This is a genomic window from Prosthecobacter sp. (assembly GCF_044222565.1).
In the GTDB taxonomy this organism is placed as follows: Bacteria; Verrucomicrobiota; Verrucomicrobiia; order Verrucomicrobiales; family Verrucomicrobiaceae; genus Prosthecobacter.
The window spans coordinates 77,765-92,264 of record NZ_JBGANA010000030.1; the positions used below are offsets into that span (position 1 = coordinate 77,765).

Consider the following 14,500-nt stretch of genomic DNA (forward strand, 5'->3'; position numbering starts at 1 on the left):
AAGTATTAGTTCACGACTCGATATTCCAAGAGTGCGTGAAAGTATAGCCGTCGCATTCGTCGATTTGCTCAGCGTAAGCCGATGCCGACCACACAATCCAATGCTCAAAGGGGAGAAGCACATTTGTATCAAGAATCGGGTCCATGATGTAGTGATCGATGCTGGCAACGTAGTGGGTATGCCGGTATCGGGCTGCGGGCGGTGCCTTCATCCACGGCCCCAAAAACTGAACACGAATCACTCGTCGCGGATGATAAAACGGTTCCATCAAAGCTTGAAAAGGCAGTTTCAGCTCCGGAAGCCTGTGCAATACCGATCGGACACCCATGCCAGCCAGGCACTGTGAAACCATGGTCGGGTTCATCCATCCGCAGAGTTTGATTCCGCTCTTCCGAACTGCCTCCAGCGGCCGCCTACTCGCTGCCGAAATGCTGTGATGGCCACACATGGCTTTCCAGTCGCGGTGAGCAGCGTTCGATTCTTCTTCTGTGTAGGGCAGCGTCATAGAGTCTTCACCCCGCTCGTCAGATCCTGCATCGCCCGGTAGATCCATCCTCCAGGCTCATCCGCCGGGCCGGTGGTGAGGCGCAGGTTCTTATGCTCACCGCAGGCCTCGAGGCATTCTCGCGGATAGTCCAGGGCACGCTTTTTCCATGCACGGCCCCACTTGAAAAATTGAGCTTCCTGCAGCTTGCCGCCGCTTCGGAACTCCTCTCGAAGACGCTCCATCACATGTCGCGTCTGATCATTCATTCCTCGGCAAAGCTTCTGCATCTCCCTTTCCAGGTTCGCCGCATCTCCGCTGGGTACATCGGATGGTGCAGCACTGGCACGCCGCATCGGCGTCGGTGGCGACATCGGCGGCGGTGCCGGCACTTCGCCACGCGCCCGCTCCGCTGCGTCGATCATGCGCTTCAGCCTGGCCTCGCACTCGTCCCATGTCTCATCATCGCCCGCATTCGCCTGCATCGCGGGTGTGGAAATAGTTTCACGTGGAACGGCGATGGTCTCATGCAAAGGCTGTTTAGATGGAGACAAGACCTGTTCAGATTCCTCCATCATCGCGTCGAAGGCCCGCGCCGGCGCGGCCGTCTCCTCGCTCGGTAGAACACCGGGGAGGCGCTGCTGGCCGTCCGGATCTGCGCGGCCCTGCAGGCGTGTTTGGTTCAGCGCCACGAGGCGCGCCCTTGCCTCCTCGGCTTTGCCCGCATCCGCCTCTGGCGCCGCGTCTCCGCGCGTCTCGGTGCAGATGCAGTAGAGCGTTTCATCCCGGCGCTTCAGCACGAGCAGGAAATCCTTTTTGAGCGCACTGCGCAGCGCACGGCTGACCGTGCTCTTGTGAATGCCCAGAACGGCCGCGAAATCGTTCAGACAGGGCACAAAAGCCCACGTCTGGCCGAGAGCCAGGCTGAGATCTGTGATCAGCTGCAGGACCGCCCGCTCGGCGGCTGTGCACGACCATTCCTGCTCGATGCGCCGGCGGGCACATGAGGCGAGTGCGGAGTAGGTCTCTTCTGTCATGATGCCATCGCAAATCTCTGCACCTTCACCGTCTGCATGCCCGGGATGCGGAACATCTTCGCGATGCGCTCCACGCGCGCCGTCTGCATCAGGCGGAAGTAGGCGATGCCCTGGGTATCGTGCTCCAGGCGTTCGATCCTGTGGCCTTTGAGCTGCAGCCAGATCGCCTCGCACACCAGCTCCGCCAGGGCGCGGTCATTCCCAGCGCCGAGCAGCTTCGCCGCATCGCTGGTCAGGAACGCATGCAGCAGGGCCATGGGCGAGCCTTCGGCAGCCGGCGCATTGCCCACGAGCTCGTGGAACATCCTCTCCATCAGCGGACCATCTTCCGCCGTGTCACCGCCCCGTGCAGAAGCAAAGGCAAACGCAAAGCCCGCCAGCACCCCGGCCTGCTTCAGCCCGTGCTCTTTCGGGCGGTTCTTCGTCACCCAGTCAACCTCCGGCCGGAATGTGTCGTGGATCTCCAGGATCTCGCCCACCGAAAGCCGCCGCGTGCGCTCAGGGCTGCACATCGCAGCCAGGCGATTGCACACCATAGCAAGCACGTTGCCCCCGGTCAGCCCGTGCTGAATCTTGAGCTGGTCAGAAACACTGCGCGTTCTCCCGCGGTCAATCGTGTCCATGCCCACCATCAGCTTTCCTTCCACGCGCGAGGGCAGGCCAAACGTCACCATCATCCGCACCGTGCAGCCGCTTTGCACGATCGCCAGCAGCCGGTGCTGGCCATCGTTGAGCACACCGCGATTGTCGAACGCGATTCCCTGATGATTCGGTAGCCAGGCACCGTTGCGCATCTCCCGGGCGTAAGCGTTCACCGTGTCTTGGGACACCTTGCGGTTCTGCACGTTGTTATGCAGCCAGATCTCCGCCATCGCCGGCGAGACATCCATCCACTTCGTCTTCATCTGCGCCAGCTCCGCCGCCAGCTCGCCGCCAGAGGTGTCGATCTTGAGCAGATTGCACTGCAGCGCCGTCTTCAGCGCCACTCGCTCGCCGGAGGTTTTGATCAGGCCCTTTTCCTTGGCCTCATTGACCAGGTCTCGGATGCTACGCGGCTGCAGAGATTCCGCCTCGGCCTCCGCTTCCGCGTACACCTGGTTTAAAAATGCGTTCAGTGAGATCATCGTTCGTTCCTTTCTCGGTTGATTGTTGGAAATTGAGCAGCGCCCGCGTCTTCTCGCGGGACTTGCGAATCATGTGCGCAGCCTGGTTCTCACGGGCCACATCGTTCTTGGTGGCCAGCACCAGGTTGTCGGGATCGAAGTTGTTCGGGTTCCCGTCGGCATGGCGGACCACGCCGTCCTCTGGAAGCGGTCCGTTCACAGATTCCCAGATAGCCCGGTGCAGCAGTCTCCGCGGCTGCGTGGGCGTCCATTTCACGCCCTCCTGATAGCCCGTGCGCGGTGTCCAAAACCAAAGCTGCCCCTGCCAGATCACGCCCTGGGACTCGATCTTGAGCTTGTTCCCAGGGATGTGCCTGCCATCGTTCATGCGCCTCAGCAGCTCGCGTGCGCTTGGCGAGGCATAGTCAAAGGGTTCCACGTTTGCGGAGAACGGCCTCTGCGGGTAGGACAGATGCGGCAGGTTCTTCCGCATCAGACCGATGAACCAGGCGCGCTTTTTCATCGGCCATTCGCGCCACTCCTGGCGCAGAACCTTCGGCTTGCAGATCCTCTTTTGCGCCAGTGCCATCGCAACGAGCTCGTCTCTCCGGAAGCGGCGCATCGTGCGTTTAAACTGCCCCGATTTTACGTCCACTTTCACCTTCAGGCCAAAGTGAACGAAAGCCTTTTTGATGTTGCCATCCATGTATCCATATTTTTTCTGCAGCGCCCGCAGGTTCATCCCGCAGACGTGGTCACAGTGCATCTCGAAAACGAGCGCTTCGTTGTCTCGCAGAAACCGCTTCCTAGGCGTGCCTTTGGCCGGGCCGCGCTTTTTGAGCGCTTTGGAGATTTTAGCCATGATCAGGCTCCTTTCCCATTGGCACCTCGAACTCAAAGAATCCCTGCTTTCCCACGAACGGGACGGGCGTCAGATAATGCCGAAACTCCAGCACCGGCCAGGCGAAGCGACCGGGAGAGTAGTTTCCCCACCACTCTTCCCGCTCGATCACCTCAGCATCCATGTCCTCGCTCCGAATTGAGGCTCCAAACTTCACCTCTCCGATGATGGCGCCGCGTGGCAGATCCCAATACTTCCGGATGCCGATTTCCCCAAAAGCCCGGGCGTGTTCTTTCCTCCGCTCCTCTGCCATCACGACCTGGAGCCAAAAGTCCCTTTCGTCCTGTGTCTCCCTCTTCGCCGCATGAATGGCGATCGACTCGCCGACAAAACGTGCCGGCATCGGCCAATGCCTTGTTTCAAATCCTTTGAGACAGCGAGCCCCGTCTTTGATCAAGGGGGCAAACAATGCCGATGCCCACGGCTGCCATAGAGAGATAGCTTTCATAAATTCGAGTTAGAGCACAAAAGTATTAAATCAGTCATCACCGTAAAAACGATCACAAGGCGCACATGCACCGTTGGCGTCGAGGACTCGGCCGCAATCGCCGCAATGCAGCTCACCATCATCGTCTGCCTCTTCTTCTCGTTCGTCGCAGTGACTGCAGCGGTCCGCCGCCGAAGGATCGCATTCGATGTCGTCGATATCACCTTTGCAGTAGCAGGCCTGGCCGCATGTGGGGCATGAGTGCATGGTCTATTCCTCCTCCTCGTTTTCCTGCCAGTCCGGAGCCGGCAGCGAGTTGATGTAGTCCACCAAGGGCTGGCGCGGCACGAGGGCGATGCCGGTGGTGGCGCCAGGCTTCCGCAGGTAGCGCACCGGGATCCTCTTCGGTCCGGCCTGCTGCAGCAGTTCCAGGAAGGTCGTGCGTGCTAGTCCAGTGATGGGGCACACTTCCCCAATCTTCGGCGGGCGGATAAACTCCGGCTGCACGGCCGACGGTGGCACCACCAGCACATTCACACCCTCGGGGAACTTCCCGCTCATGCGCTGCAGCGCCGCGCTCGGGATCTCGAGCACGGCCACGCCTGGCTTGGCTTGGGTTGGTGCAGCAAGGGTTTTCATGGAATGAGAAGAGTGATGATTTCCCGGCCTTCGATCAGCTCGCGCGTGCGCAGCGCAGAGAGGGCGTTGTTGAAGCCGCCGCCGGTGGCTTCGTATCCGGCGCGTTCCGCGAGCTCCTGCTTGGAACACGCGAATCCTTCGACCTCCAGGAGGCGCGTCAGGATCGCGGCTTCGCACTTCGAAAGCTGGCGGATCCAATGCTCGATCGCCTGCAGGCCCGTCGGCAGCGGAGTGAACTGGCCCAAGGCGGCGCGGCCATCGTCGGTGATCGTGAGCGGATCTGTGCCAGTGAGGAGGCCGCGCGTGCGCAGCGAGCTAAGGGAATTGTTGAAGCCGCCGCCGTCGATCGCATATCTGGCGATGCAGGCCACCTTGCGCTTGCTGCAGGGCTGGGAATGCTGCGCTAGCACCGTGAGGATAGCGCGCTCGCATTTCGCGAGCTTCTCACCGTCGGTCGATTTTTTGAAGACGTGCGAGACTTGAAACACAGGCACCTGCGGCATCCTGACCACGATTCCTCCTGTGGTCGTCGTCACCTCCTCGTATGTCGGCGCTCCACTGGGAATCAGCTCAAGGCGCGCATACACCTTGGCCAGGACGGCCCGGATCTCCCCTGTGGTAAAGAAATCGTGCAGCTTCTGCAGGATCTGCCGGTCCTCATTATTCAGCACCGGAAGGAACTCAGGCTTCCGCTCCGCCTGCGCCATCCTCAGCTCCTGCTCCAATCGCACGATCGTGCGTTTCAGCTCGGCGGGATCGTTCGCCTTCGCACGCTCCACGGTGGCCTGGATCTGGCTCGTCAGGGCGCCCAGATCCACGGGCTTGAGGCTGGCAGTCGTTTTGTGATGCGCCGCGCCTGGCTCGGGTGTTTTGCTGCTGTCGAACGTCGTGCGCTTCAGCACGTGGCTGCGGACGAAACTGCCGGTCCAGCCAGGGCTCCAGAACCAGCACTCGCCGATTTTGAGGGCAGGGAGGCTTTGCAGGAACGTCGTGCTTTGATCCTTCTCGCCGTGCCAGTGCTTCACCCAATCGTTCAGGGCGTCCATGTCCTGCTTTCCAGTGACTCGATGACAGATCAAAGCGTCGGCCTGGGTCAGGACGTTCTTGTTCAGGCAGGCCGGGCGCTGCGAGATCATCGTCATGCCCAGCCCTCGGGAGCGGCCGCGGCGTACGATGGCCTCAAAGGCACCAAGCATGCGCTGCTGGCCATTCTGCGGTCGCTGCGGTGCAAAGCTGTCCGCTTCATCGAGCATCAGATGCAACGGTGTGCGCTGCTGCGCTTTGAGCCGGTAGAGCTTTTCGGCAAAGGAGGTGACGAAGCGATCCTGGGCGGCATTGGATTCAAAGTGCGAGAGGTCCAGCACCACACTGCGGCCGCTCTCCACCACGAAATCTGCGATGATCTCGCCGGCGGTTGACGCCAGCGGCACGTCGCCATGCTCGCCGCCCATGATGATCAGATCCAGTCCGCGCCCTGGCTTCCCATCTGCATCCGCGCGCAGTCCCCACCAGACGCCCGTCGGATCGAGTGCGACGACCTGGCTGCCAGCCTCGAGCATGAGCTCGGTGAGCTTCATAGCCGTGTACGTTTTGCCCGCGCCCTTCTGTGCGAGAATGGCCAGCGTGCGTGTGCAGACATCCGACGGGAGACTGAGGGTGGAGGTGAGTTTCATGGTATCAGTCCCAGCCATCGACGCTGTCTTTGATAATCTTCGTTTTCCCTACGTAGAGACGGAAGAGCGTGCGCTCGAAGCCGTAGAGGCGGCCGACAAACATGCCCTTGGTCATGTCGCCGCGATAAGCAACCTTCAGCGAGTAAATCTGACCTTGGGAATCAACGGCCATGTACAGCTCACAATCGTGCTTTCGTTTTCCCGGCTTCGGATCAAGACTCAGCGTCCAATAGTTAAGGAGAGAGCCGTCGTCCTCCTCCAGGTACACGCTGATCTCGTCATCGTTTTCGTGCCGGTTCTCCTTGCGGAACTGCCGTACAAGCTCGGAGAGCTTGATGCTTTCCGGCGGCTCCTGCAGCAGCTCCGCCATCTCTTCGGCGATACCTTTGTTCACCCATGCCACGAGGCTGGCATCCAGTTTGTTTTTGATCGTGCGGAGGATGAGATCATTGTAGCCGTCAAGGCCGATAGCCTTAAAGTCCATTGGCATTGCTCCATCGATGTAAGCTTTCAGCGCTTTCGCGAAAGTCGAGTTGTAGCCGGTGATCGTCTCCGCGACTGCGGTGCCGATCGCTTTTTCGACGTGCGTTCGGACAATCGCCTCGACCTTGCCCTCGGCAGCCAGGGCGGCGAGGGAGTTGTTGACCATATCGTGGAGGGTAGCGGGTGGTGGTGGTGTGGTGCTCATACTGGGAAAAGTTCGGGGTTTTCTTTCTTCTCGCGGAAGTGATCCACGATGGCGTTGTAGGCGTCCCATCGGTCGTAGATGCTGGTGGTGTGGACGAAGGCATGGCGGAGCGTCTGCGGCAGGCCCTGCCAGCAGGCGTGGCAGATGATGCTGCACGGATGGGTGAGAATCACCTCGCATCCCGGGCAGTGGCGCACGGGTTCATGCTCTAGCTCTGCAGCAGGATCATTCATGACTCCAGTTTGGGGGAAGGCTCCGGGGTCTCCTGTGCCGGCATGTGCTTGCGGATCCAGCCGAGTGCATGCTTGAGCTGTCGGTTCAGCTCAAGATTGAGCATGCGCTTGTGGAGCGCGTAGCAGGCGAGAACAAACATCGCGCTGCCGTAGAGGATGGCCTGAAGGTAGCTGATCGTGATCATCTGGGCTGTTCGTTGAGCGGGTGATTGGCCTCCATCTTTGCCGCGCAGCCGCGGGCCTCGGCAGCGGTCGGAAAAGTGGCGTGGTGCTCGCCTCGCTGGTCAAAGAAGGCGAAGCCGTCATCGAGTGCGAACACCTCGAAGACACCGCCGGGCAGATCTCCGGAGATGCGGCTGCGGATGAGCTGCAGCGTCTTCGCTGCTTTGGCGGCAGATTCTTCGTCTGCGAATCCGCAGCACGTCTCCACGTGCTCCAGCGGCAGCAGGAAACCCCAGCCCCAGCCCGGAGCACCGGGGATGCCACAGCAGACCACCTGCCAGATCCGGAAGGGATCTGAGCACGTCCGGCTGCTTTCCGTCGGCATCCCCGGCGGTGCAAATTTGTGGAGCTGCAGGCGGTCATGCACTTCGCCCTGCAGAAGGCTCCAGGAGTGCGTGCCGTGCTGCATCGTGAATGAATCCTCGGCGAGCTTGGTGCCGCTCTCGCTGGTGAACCAGGCCGTGCATTGCGACCCGTCGATCTGGATGGTGAGTTGTTTCATACAGTCACGGGTTTGAGTTTAAGTATCTCGCGAAATGCCGGAGTGCGAATTAACCGACTGCTCACGTTGAGCTGATGCCGCGTTTGAGGATCGAGCTTTTGGAATTGATCGGCACTCAGAGGCACCATCTTCATGACCGCATCGAACTTCAGCTTGGCTCCGCAGTACATGCATAACGTGACGTCTCCCGGCTGCGGAAGAGCATTCGTGTCTGTGATGCCCGTCGCGGCTTCCAAAGCAGCGTAGCAGCAAGGGCAGGGTGAAACGGGCAGAGTTTCTTTCATAGACTTCAGCCTCCGGGTTGGTTTTTGGCTTCTTCTTTGGCCACGGCGCCAAGCCATTGATCCAGGCGGGAAATGAGCATGAGGCTCATCTGTTGAATGATCACGGCAAACGGGAGACGCCTGTCGCGGTTTCTCGCGACGTTCCAGCACAGCAGATCGACGAGTACTTTGGTCACATCGCATGGACACAAACACTCTGTCGGATCACCCTCGGCACCGTTGTCTCTGTGCTTCTGGATGACTGCCAGGAAGTCATTTCTCAAAGCGTCTTGAACAGGCAGCCGCTTTTTGTCATCGCCAAATTCTTTAATCTGGGCGAGCTTCTGCTCCAGCGCAGAGCCGCTGAAATGCTTGCGCGCCGCTTCTTCTGCCGGGCTCATGCTCATGGCGCGATGTCCCTCCAGGAAATGGCCATCACCAGCTGTTCTTCGATCATACCAATTCGTGGGATCGACTGTCGGGAGATTTCGGTTTTCAGGCCTCTGCGTTGAAGCTCTGGCTGCAGGCTTTCGCACAAGGTGAGCGGGTTGATCTGGACCGTGGATTCGTAGGCCAATTTTTTCGGGATGAAGAGCATCTCCATCTGGCCCCGCTCTGCTTCTCTTTTGCAGAGATCAAGCAGCATAGGAATGATGCCCTCCGAGATGGCGCTCCGCATGCGCAGGGCCACGCCTTGCAGATGCGTGCCATCGATGACCACGGCGGGCGGGATCACGTCCACACCGTCGCTGCTGACCCATTTGCCACGGACTTTTTTCCGCCTGGTCATGACGGCTCCTTTCCGAAAAGATCGTGCAGCCTGTCCACGATGGGAAAGATTCGCATAATTTTCTGCGCGAGAACTTTGGTGATCGATAGCGCCACGTCTCCCTGCGGAGCATTACGGTCAATATTAGTGACCACAAAGACGGCAAGTACCGTCGTCAGGGCGTCCATGACTTCCGGCGGGCACAACTCGGCACCAGGGTGATTAACACGCGAGCGTTCGACGTGCTGTTGAATCGTCAGGTTTAGATGATCAATCAAAGGCTTGTGCAGAGTGTTCTTCCGCTGCGGATCCTGCATTTTTTGCAGCATGTCGAAGGCTTGGGCTGGATCAATCATGCCGCCACCCCGCTTCCCAGTTGTTCCGCGATTTCCGCGGCGATGTCGTGATCCAGACTGAAAGCACCGGCGCGCTCGCCTTCGCATTGCGTGCCCTGGCCGACCAGCGGGCGGACGTGCGTCAGAGCGTGGCCACCGGTCAGGCCTTTCACGCAAACCAGCGCGCTGTGACCGCCTGCCACCCAGGCCTGGCTCGTGGTGGTGGTGTCGATCGCGCTATCTTCAACGCCGAGCAGGCGATACACGCGTACCTTCGTGCCGACGGGGTAGCTGTGATTCCATGCGGCGCATGAGGCTTCTGCCCGTTGCCGGGCCTCCCGCGGATTGCGGGGTATTCTGAAAGGCGGGATCGATTTGCGGGGCGGTTCCATCTGATTGCGGGGTGAGTGGTGGAGGGAAGGGGAAGGGAAGTGGGGACAGGCACGGCGACCCTGTGAAGCGCCGCGCCCGCCCCATCCGCGCCGCATACTTCCCAAGGCACGCGGCGGGAAATGGGATCAGGGATTCAGATATCAGGACGGGGACTCTTCTTCGTCCTCACGCTCCGGAGCCGGCGGGAGATCGAAGACCAGGCTCAGCATGGGGCCGGGGCCGAGGACCTTGACGCCGTCGAACTCATAGACGGCCTGGTAGGCCTCGAAGTAGTTCAGCGCCTCGCCAGAGAAGGGGAAGAAAAACTGCCCGCGCCCAGATGTCGGCTGCATCTTCAGTTTGCGGCCGTCCTTGTCCGTCTCGTCCACCGGCATGAGCCGTCCCTGTTTCGCCTTGGCATCGATGTCCAGGCGCAGACGCATGCCGTCTTTCCAGCGCAGCTGCTTCACCAGAGCGCCGCAGATCGTGAAGCAGACAGACTGCATCCTGCCACTGCCGGCCGAGCGGATGGCAAAGCCAAAGTGCGCGCCGTTCGAGGCCCTGCCTCCAGATTTGAGAGGGGTGAAGCTCATGCTGCACCTCCCGCCATGATCACACGACCGGACTGCAAGGCAGCAAGGACGGTGTTTTTGTGACTGCCCAAGGCATAGCGTGTGAGGGTGACGATCGCGTCTCGCCCTAAGCCATCGAGCAGGCATGTATAGTTTAGCATCTCGCGGAGAGCAGGGATCGACGCTCGGCCTCGCTCAGAGATGGCGAGCGTATCGAGCGCGAGTTGGATTTCTTCGGCAGCTTTCATTGGGAGAGTCAGCGGTGAATGGTGGGACGGAATCAGGTGGCGGCGGAAAGGCGCAGACTGGCCCCCAGGAGCGCCTTGAAGGTGGGCTTGCAAGCTGGCGACGGCAGCGAGCAGCCGCACCCGCGCCGGATTGGCACGCAGCGCACGGCGCTTCGCTTTGCGCGTGGCTGCATCGCCGACGCTCAGGTCGCGGATCTCGACCAGGGCGTCGTAGATCGTTGGGGCTTTGGAGGCTGCCTTTTTCATGGGAGTGGCAGGGGTTGGGGGTCAGGCGGCAGGCTTGAGGGCGGCTTTCGCTTCGTTGTAGCGGGCGTAGAGTTCCCGCTCGAACTCCAGTGCCTCCGCGGCGACTTCGGGGTCCTGCGTCTGGCGGCTGTCCCGGAATGCACGGGCCGTCTCGAGCATTGTGGCCAGAATGCCGAGACCGATCTTCGATTTGGGTTTGGCGATTGTGATGGCTTTCATGTGAGTAAAAACACCCTAAGGTGAAAAAACATACATGCAAGAATAAGTTGAGAAAATTTTCCCTTGGGTGAAAAATTGCACATGCACCACACCTCTGGCAGTCTCCGCGCAATCTGTGACCATCTTGAGATAACTATTTCAGCATTAGCTGATTCAGTCGAAATTCAGCGATCTGCCTTATCCAAGATCTTGAACGGAAAGGAGCCGATGACGGAAAAAATGCTCGGCAAGCTCCTGGATTACGAAGCCATCAATGACGACGATGCCGCTGCACTTGCCGAGGATTGGACGATCGATCATTGGCCGCGTAGGGCACGCGACCTGCTGGTCATTCGGCGGCGACCCACTGGGGAAGAGCGCCTGATCTTCCAAGAAACCCCACCCTCACAAGGTGATAATAACCTAGAACGAACGATTTCGGATCTCCGCACCAAAGCACGTGGAAACCCAGCCCTCGCCCGCGCTCTGCGGAATCTGAATCGCACGCTGGACGGCCACGTCGATGTGATCGACTAGCGCGACATCGCCTGATCACTGCCCCAATGCCGGCGGCGGTTGCATCGGTGAAGTCTCCGGGATCTCGTGCAGCGCTTTCTCGAACGCTCTTTCCGTTTGAGCACGCCGCGCCGCTTCTGCTGCCGCTTCTTTCGCCTTTTCGGCCTCAAGTTCCCGCATCAGCTCCTGGCCTCGAGGAGTTTTCTGATACTCTTCGATCTGCCGCCCGAGATTCCTCGCGTTCTGCTGCAGATAGTAGCTCGTCCAAGCCTTTTTGACGGCCTCCCTCTTCTGCTCCTGCTCGGCTCGCTCCAGGCGAGGATCTCCACTGCTGGCGAGCGCCAAAAGAACCACGGCCATGCATACGCCCAAGCCAATGACCACTTGGGCGATCGAAACTCTGCCGCCCTTCGGTCCCTGGGGAGGCAGAGGAGCAGTCCATCTTCCCGCAAGCTCCCGAATCGGCGTCCAGACACCGTCACCCTCGGCAGCCACCATTCCATTGGCCGTGATCTGGCCGGCATTCCACATCGTCGAAATCTGGCCCTCCGTGAAAGGTCCAGTCGGTTCGCTTACGCCATCACGGCTCAGCCAGAGAGTGCGGGGAGTTTCCATCTTGCTCGGGAGGCTACCTAATCTGCGGTCCGGTGCAAGCCCCGAGGAATGACAGACGCAGATTGTAACTGTTTCCGCGGCGGCCAGCCGAGCAAAGATCGTGTCACACCGGGAATGTCCGGACTCTGGACCCTTCCGGCCAGCAGCCAACGTTTAAACGTGGTTAGGTACCGTAGTCCGTACGTACGTGGGGGTGTTGCGCTGTTGCATCGTGCAACACCCCTCAATCATCGCCTCTCCACGAAGCAGGCTAAACTGCTCACACCGAACGTGTCACAGCTTCTCGTTTCCTTGTTGCACGCGTGCAACACCACCGCTGTGCCAAAGCACCGTTGCACGCTGCAACTTTTGCACAGCCGTTGCACCACCGCACTTTTCGCCGCCTCATCTGAGAGCCGAAAAAGGCACATCATCCCACCGCCGGCGCTGCAGGCGGCCGTGACTGCTTCTGCAACCACTCCACCATGCCCAGGGCATTCTCGGCGTTCGGCTTCACAGGCGCGTCTTGGTCGAGCCAGGAGCTGACCATGTGGGGTTGTACGCCCAGGTACTTTGCCAGTGCCGCCTTTCGGCCACGCTGCCCGTCGCAATGCCTGCGCACGTATTCCATCAGGCATTCGACCCGAGAAAATTTGATCTCTCCCATGAATCAATCTAACGCTCCACCGTTATATCTCAAGTATAACGGTGGAACGTTATATTCTGATGATGTCGGGGAGTTTTGCCAGAGCCCCGTTGCACGCTGCAACATTTGCACAGCTGTTGCATGACCGTCGGTTTCGCCTCCTCAGCTGAGGCCCGGGAACAGCCCATCGGTTACTACTCCCGTTATCCGCGTACACCGGCGACACGTTGCCAAATGTGTTGCCAAAAATTGTCCAAACAGCGCCGCGCCCCCTTGTGTAAGTGGGGAAATTTCAAAAAGTGGAGCTAAGGGGATTCGAACCCCTGACCTTCTCATTGCGAACGAGACGCTCTACCAACTGAGCTATAGCCCCAAAGTGTTACCGACGGAAACGCTAGGGCGATTTGCAGCACCCGTCAAATGGGAGGATGCAAGTTCACGCACTCGTCACGAATCATCGAACACGGCCATTATGCGGTTGTGCCGCATTCCGGCAAGCTGATTTGTCACACTCTTGCCCCCCTTTCAGGGGGGGGCATCATCATGATGGTGTTAGATGAGGTGGCTCGGGCAGGAGATGTCTTTTCATGTGAACGACGTCTGTGAAATGCCGCCAGCAAGAACTGGGATGTCAAAGGTGGTCTTCGAGTCTTCGATTTCGGCGGAAGAATGAATCAATGCTGTTCCCTCTGCTTAGCCTTTGTTCTGCCAGGAAAGATAGAACGCCATTCAACACCTTGAGCCCCCATGGAGGCCCTGATGTGCGGAGTCTCCCCTCAGGCATCCCCTGAGCCTGGGGGCAGGGTGTGGTCAGGTTGATGAAGAGCGCTTGCTTTTCTATCTCTTGCCCATCATGAACACCTACACCACATCCACCTCCGAACTCACATCCACTCCTGCTTCCCACGAAGTGGAGATCCAGCAAGTCCAGGACGAAGATCTCATGGCCGCCATTCAGCAGGGAGATGCTGGCGCGCTGGAAACGATGATCCTGCGCTACCGCCGTCTGCTTAAGTCCGCGATCATGCGCACCGTCAGCGATGACGCGAGCGCCGAAGACGTGCTGCAGGAATGCTTCCTTGAACTCTGGAGGCAGTCCGCTCATTACTCACCTGCGAAGGGACGCCCCATGGCCTGGCTGATGACGCTGGCCAAGCGCCGGGCGATCGACCACGTTCGCCGTTCCATGGCCTACAGCCGTGCAAAGGATCGTATGGAAGGTGCCATCCAGCAGTCTGAAACATTCACGCAGGGCACGGCCCCCGAGTGCGAACAGGCAGACATGGGACGAGTTCTCACCCAGCACCTGACCCTGCTGCCGCAGGCGCAGAAGGAAGTGATCGAGCTGGCGTTTTTGCAAGGCATGAGCCAGCGCGAAGTGGCGGAGGCCACCCATACACCCCTGGGCACGGTGAAAACGCGCATGGAGCTGGGATTGAAGAAGCTGCGCCAGGTTTTTCGCACCCGCAATGCCATCCACACTCTCCAGGCTGCATAGGGTGGGAGCTAGGAGAATGAGTTTGGCACTGGTGAGAGCCCCCTGAGCCTTCTTCGTTAATGCGGACAGCAAAAGTTGGGTCATAACCCAAGACCGACATGAACAAAACAGCCAAGACCAAGGCCAAGACGAAGCGCGCTTTTGATGAACAGTTCAAGCTCGACGCAGTCGCGCTGCTGGAGGGCGGTAGGAAGATCGCCCGGCTCGCCCGTGACCTCAACATCTCCCACTGGAACCTGCGCGACTGGAAACGACGCTACGGCGCTGGAGCCGCCGTAGAGAGCCAGCCTTCGGCGCGCAGCGCCAGGCTGGCGAGCGCAGGCGGCTCCAGCGC

General features: G+C 59.7%; 24 protein-coding genes and 1 tRNA gene. 3 read left to right on the forward strand and 22 right to left on the reverse strand.

All coding sequences use genetic code 11. The annotated features are described in order from the left end of the window. Positions 1–10: 10 nt before the first annotated feature. The 19 genes from ACILSR_RS29165 to ACILSR_RS29255 form a co-directional block, all read right to left on the reverse strand. Positions 11–505 (reverse strand): hypothetical protein, encoded by a 495-nt coding sequence (locus tag ACILSR_RS29165; RefSeq protein WP_395753349.1) that lies wholly within the window; start codon positions 503–505, stop codon positions 11–13. Beyond that, positions 502–1,521, reverse strand: coding sequence for a hypothetical protein (locus ACILSR_RS29170; protein ID WP_395753350.1), 1,020 nt, complete (start codon positions 1,519–1,521; stop codon positions 502–504). Before ACILSR_RS29170 ends, ACILSR_RS29165 begins: the two co-directional genes overlap by 4 nt. Beyond that, a complete protein-coding gene (locus ACILSR_RS29175) occupies positions 1,518–2,645 on the reverse strand; it encodes a hypothetical protein (RefSeq protein WP_395753351.1) in 1,128 nt (375 codons plus the stop codon). The genes ACILSR_RS29170 and ACILSR_RS29175 overlap by 4 nt, the downstream gene beginning before the upstream one ends. Beyond that, complete coding sequence (locus tag ACILSR_RS29180; RefSeq protein ID WP_395753352.1) at positions 2,569–3,486, reverse strand: HNH endonuclease; 918 nt, start codon at positions 3,484–3,486, stop codon at positions 2,569–2,571. Before ACILSR_RS29180 ends, ACILSR_RS29175 begins: the two co-directional genes overlap by 77 nt. Further along, a complete protein-coding gene (locus tag ACILSR_RS29185; protein WP_395753353.1) occupies positions 3,479–3,868 on the reverse strand; it encodes a hypothetical protein in 390 nt (129 codons plus the stop codon). The genes ACILSR_RS29180 and ACILSR_RS29185 overlap by 8 nt, the downstream gene beginning before the upstream one ends. Positions 3,869–4,222: 354 nt before the next feature. Continuing rightward, a complete protein-coding gene (locus ACILSR_RS29190; protein WP_395753354.1) occupies positions 4,223–4,591 on the reverse strand; it encodes a hypothetical protein in 369 nt (122 codons plus the stop codon). Continuing rightward, complete coding sequence (locus ACILSR_RS29195; RefSeq protein WP_395753355.1) at positions 4,588–6,264, reverse strand: ATP-binding protein; 1,677 nt, start codon at positions 6,262–6,264, stop codon at positions 4,588–4,590. The genes ACILSR_RS29190 and ACILSR_RS29195 overlap by 4 nt, the downstream gene beginning before the upstream one ends. A 4-nt stretch (positions 6,265–6,268) precedes the next feature. Then, the gene (locus ACILSR_RS29200) at positions 6,269–6,952 is read right to left on the reverse strand and encodes a hypothetical protein (RefSeq protein WP_395753356.1); all 684 of its coding nucleotides are present in this window, start codon (positions 6,950–6,952) and stop codon (positions 6,269–6,271) included. Beyond that, complete coding sequence (locus ACILSR_RS29205; protein WP_395753357.1) at positions 6,949–7,185, reverse strand: hypothetical protein; 237 nt, start codon at positions 7,183–7,185, stop codon at positions 6,949–6,951. The genes ACILSR_RS29200 and ACILSR_RS29205 overlap by 4 nt, the downstream gene beginning before the upstream one ends. Continuing rightward, the gene (locus ACILSR_RS29210) at positions 7,182–7,370 is read right to left on the reverse strand and encodes a hypothetical protein (protein WP_395753358.1); all 189 of its coding nucleotides are present in this window, start codon (positions 7,368–7,370) and stop codon (positions 7,182–7,184) included. The genes ACILSR_RS29205 and ACILSR_RS29210 overlap by 4 nt, the downstream gene beginning before the upstream one ends. Beyond that, on the reverse strand, positions 7,367–7,909 hold the full coding sequence (locus tag ACILSR_RS29215) for a hypothetical protein (RefSeq protein WP_395753359.1): 543 nt from the start codon (positions 7,907–7,909) through the stop codon (positions 7,367–7,369). The genes ACILSR_RS29210 and ACILSR_RS29215 overlap by 4 nt, the downstream gene beginning before the upstream one ends. Continuing rightward, positions 7,906–8,193: a hypothetical protein gene (locus tag ACILSR_RS29220; protein ID WP_395753360.1), complete on the reverse strand. Its 288-nt coding sequence runs from the start codon at positions 8,191–8,193 to the stop codon at positions 7,906–7,908. Before ACILSR_RS29220 ends, ACILSR_RS29215 begins: the two co-directional genes overlap by 4 nt. A 5-nt stretch (positions 8,194–8,198) precedes the next feature. Continuing rightward, positions 8,199–8,579: a hypothetical protein gene (locus ACILSR_RS29225; RefSeq protein ID WP_395753361.1), complete on the reverse strand. Its 381-nt coding sequence runs from the start codon at positions 8,577–8,579 to the stop codon at positions 8,199–8,201. Beyond that, positions 8,576–8,893: a hypothetical protein gene (locus ACILSR_RS29230; RefSeq protein ID WP_395753362.1), complete on the reverse strand. Its 318-nt coding sequence runs from the start codon at positions 8,891–8,893 to the stop codon at positions 8,576–8,578. The genes ACILSR_RS29225 and ACILSR_RS29230 overlap by 4 nt, the downstream gene beginning before the upstream one ends. A gap of 65 nt (positions 8,894–8,958) precedes the next feature. Beyond that, positions 8,959–9,297, reverse strand: coding sequence for a hypothetical protein (locus ACILSR_RS29235; protein ID WP_395753363.1), 339 nt, complete (start codon positions 9,295–9,297; stop codon positions 8,959–8,961). Beyond that, positions 9,294–9,668: a hypothetical protein gene (locus ACILSR_RS29240; protein WP_395753364.1), complete on the reverse strand. Its 375-nt coding sequence runs from the start codon at positions 9,666–9,668 to the stop codon at positions 9,294–9,296. The genes ACILSR_RS29235 and ACILSR_RS29240 overlap by 4 nt, the downstream gene beginning before the upstream one ends. Before the next feature lie 141 nt (positions 9,669–9,809). Beyond that, entirely contained in the window at positions 9,810–10,241 is a 432-nt protein-coding gene (locus ACILSR_RS29245) for a hypothetical protein (protein WP_395753365.1), read from the reverse strand. Beyond that, positions 10,238–10,714 (reverse strand): hypothetical protein, encoded by a 477-nt coding sequence (locus tag ACILSR_RS29250; protein WP_395753366.1) that lies wholly within the window; start codon positions 10,712–10,714, stop codon positions 10,238–10,240. Before ACILSR_RS29250 ends, ACILSR_RS29245 begins: the two co-directional genes overlap by 4 nt. 21 nt (positions 10,715–10,735) lie before the next feature. Then, positions 10,736–10,933, reverse strand: coding sequence for a hypothetical protein (locus tag ACILSR_RS29255; RefSeq protein ID WP_395753367.1), 198 nt, complete (start codon positions 10,931–10,933; stop codon positions 10,736–10,738). An 81-nt stretch (positions 10,934–11,014) separates the two neighbouring features. Between ACILSR_RS29255 and ACILSR_RS29260 the strand changes: the two genes are divergently transcribed. After that, positions 11,015–11,449 carry a hypothetical protein gene (locus tag ACILSR_RS29260; RefSeq protein ID WP_395753368.1) on the forward strand — a complete coding sequence of 145 codons (435 nt, stop codon included), beginning with the start codon at positions 11,015–11,017 and terminating at the stop codon, positions 11,447–11,449. Positions 11,450–11,464: 15 nt separating this feature from the next. On the opposite strand, the gene ACILSR_RS29265 is transcribed toward ACILSR_RS29260, so the two are convergent. The 3 genes from ACILSR_RS29265 to ACILSR_RS29275 form a co-directional block, all read right to left on the reverse strand. Continuing rightward, positions 11,465–12,043, reverse strand: coding sequence for a DUF4339 domain-containing protein (locus ACILSR_RS29265; protein WP_395753369.1), 579 nt, complete (start codon positions 12,041–12,043; stop codon positions 11,465–11,467). A gap of 409 nt (positions 12,044–12,452) precedes the next feature. After that, a complete protein-coding gene (locus ACILSR_RS29270) occupies positions 12,453–12,689 on the reverse strand; it encodes a hypothetical protein (RefSeq protein WP_395753370.1) in 237 nt (78 codons plus the stop codon). Positions 12,690–12,968: 279 nt separating this feature from the next. After that, positions 12,969–13,041: transfer RNA gene (locus ACILSR_RS29275), tRNA-Ala, on the reverse strand. Between the two features lie 480 nt (positions 13,042–13,521). Here ACILSR_RS29275 and ACILSR_RS29280 point away from each other — a divergent pair. Beyond that, positions 13,522–14,166 carry an RNA polymerase sigma factor gene (locus ACILSR_RS29280; RefSeq protein ID WP_395753371.1) on the forward strand — a complete coding sequence of 215 codons (645 nt, stop codon included), beginning with the start codon at positions 13,522–13,524 and terminating at the stop codon, positions 14,164–14,166. Positions 14,167–14,264: 98 nt separating this feature from the next. Next, a partial coding sequence (locus ACILSR_RS29285) for a transposase (protein WP_395753372.1) occupies positions 14,265–14,500 on the forward strand: 236 nt, incomplete at its 3' end.

Excerpts from the sequence above, each read along its gene's own strand:
- ACILSR_RS29255 (WP_395753367.1), bottom strand. The coding sequence starts at position 10,933 with ATGAAAGCCATCACAATCGCCAAACCCAAATCGAAGATCGGTCTCGGC.
- ACILSR_RS29185 (WP_395753353.1), bottom strand. The coding sequence starts at position 3,868 with ATGCCGGCACGTTTTGTCGGCGAGTCGATCGCCATTCATGCGGCGAAG.
- ACILSR_RS29180 (WP_395753352.1), bottom strand. The coding sequence starts at position 3,486 with ATGGCTAAAATCTCCAAAGCGCTCAAAAAGCGCGGCCCGGCCAAAGGC.
- ACILSR_RS29260 (WP_395753368.1), top strand. The coding sequence starts at position 11,015 with ATGCACCACACCTCTGGCAGTCTCCGCGCAATCTGTGACCATCTTGAG.
- ACILSR_RS29220 (WP_395753360.1), bottom strand. The coding sequence starts at position 8,193 with ATGAAAGAAACTCTGCCCGTTTCACCCTGCCCTTGCTGCTACGCTGCT.
- ACILSR_RS29210 (WP_395753358.1), bottom strand. The coding sequence starts at position 7,370 with ATGATCACGATCAGCTACCTTCAGGCCATCCTCTACGGCAGCGCGATG.
- ACILSR_RS29250 (WP_395753366.1), bottom strand. The coding sequence starts at position 10,714 with ATGAAAAAGGCAGCCTCCAAAGCCCCAACGATCTACGACGCCCTGGTC.
- ACILSR_RS29270 (WP_395753370.1), bottom strand. The coding sequence starts at position 12,689 with ATGGGAGAGATCAAATTTTCTCGGGTCGAATGCCTGATGGAATACGTG.
- ACILSR_RS29195 (WP_395753355.1), bottom strand. The coding sequence starts at position 6,264 with ATGAAACTCACCTCCACCCTCAGTCTCCCGTCGGATGTCTGCACACGC.
- ACILSR_RS29280 (WP_395753371.1), top strand. The coding sequence starts at position 13,522 with ATGAACACCTACACCACATCCACCTCCGAACTCACATCCACTCCTGCT.
- ACILSR_RS29205 (WP_395753357.1), bottom strand. The coding sequence starts at position 7,185 with ATGAATGATCCTGCTGCAGAGCTAGAGCATGAACCCGTGCGCCACTGC.
- ACILSR_RS29240 (WP_395753364.1), bottom strand. The coding sequence starts at position 9,668 with ATGGAACCGCCCCGCAAATCGATCCCGCCTTTCAGAATACCCCGCAAT.
- ACILSR_RS29215 (WP_395753359.1), bottom strand. The coding sequence starts at position 7,909 with ATGAAACAACTCACCATCCAGATCGACGGGTCGCAATGCACGGCCTGG.
- ACILSR_RS29245 (WP_395753365.1), bottom strand. The coding sequence starts at position 10,241 with ATGAGCTTCACCCCTCTCAAATCTGGAGGCAGGGCCTCGAACGGCGCG.
- ACILSR_RS29225 (WP_395753361.1), bottom strand. The coding sequence starts at position 8,579 with ATGAGCATGAGCCCGGCAGAAGAAGCGGCGCGCAAGCATTTCAGCGGC.
- ACILSR_RS29175 (WP_395753351.1), bottom strand. The coding sequence starts at position 2,645 with ATGATCTCACTGAACGCATTTTTAAACCAGGTGTACGCGGAAGCGGAG.
- ACILSR_RS29170 (WP_395753350.1), bottom strand. The coding sequence starts at position 1,521 with ATGACAGAAGAGACCTACTCCGCACTCGCCTCATGTGCCCGCCGGCGC.
- ACILSR_RS29165 (WP_395753349.1), bottom strand. The coding sequence starts at position 505 with ATGACGCTGCCCTACACAGAAGAAGAATCGAACGCTGCTCACCGCGAC.
- ACILSR_RS29235 (WP_395753363.1), bottom strand. The coding sequence starts at position 9,297 with ATGATTGATCCAGCCCAAGCCTTCGACATGCTGCAAAAAATGCAGGAT.
- ACILSR_RS29190 (WP_395753354.1), bottom strand. The coding sequence starts at position 4,591 with ATGAAAACCCTTGCTGCACCAACCCAAGCCAAGCCAGGCGTGGCCGTG.
- ACILSR_RS29200 (WP_395753356.1), bottom strand. The coding sequence starts at position 6,952 with ATGAGCACCACACCACCACCACCCGCTACCCTCCACGATATGGTCAAC.
- ACILSR_RS29265 (WP_395753369.1), bottom strand. The coding sequence starts at position 12,043 with ATGGAAACTCCCCGCACTCTCTGGCTGAGCCGTGATGGCGTAAGCGAA.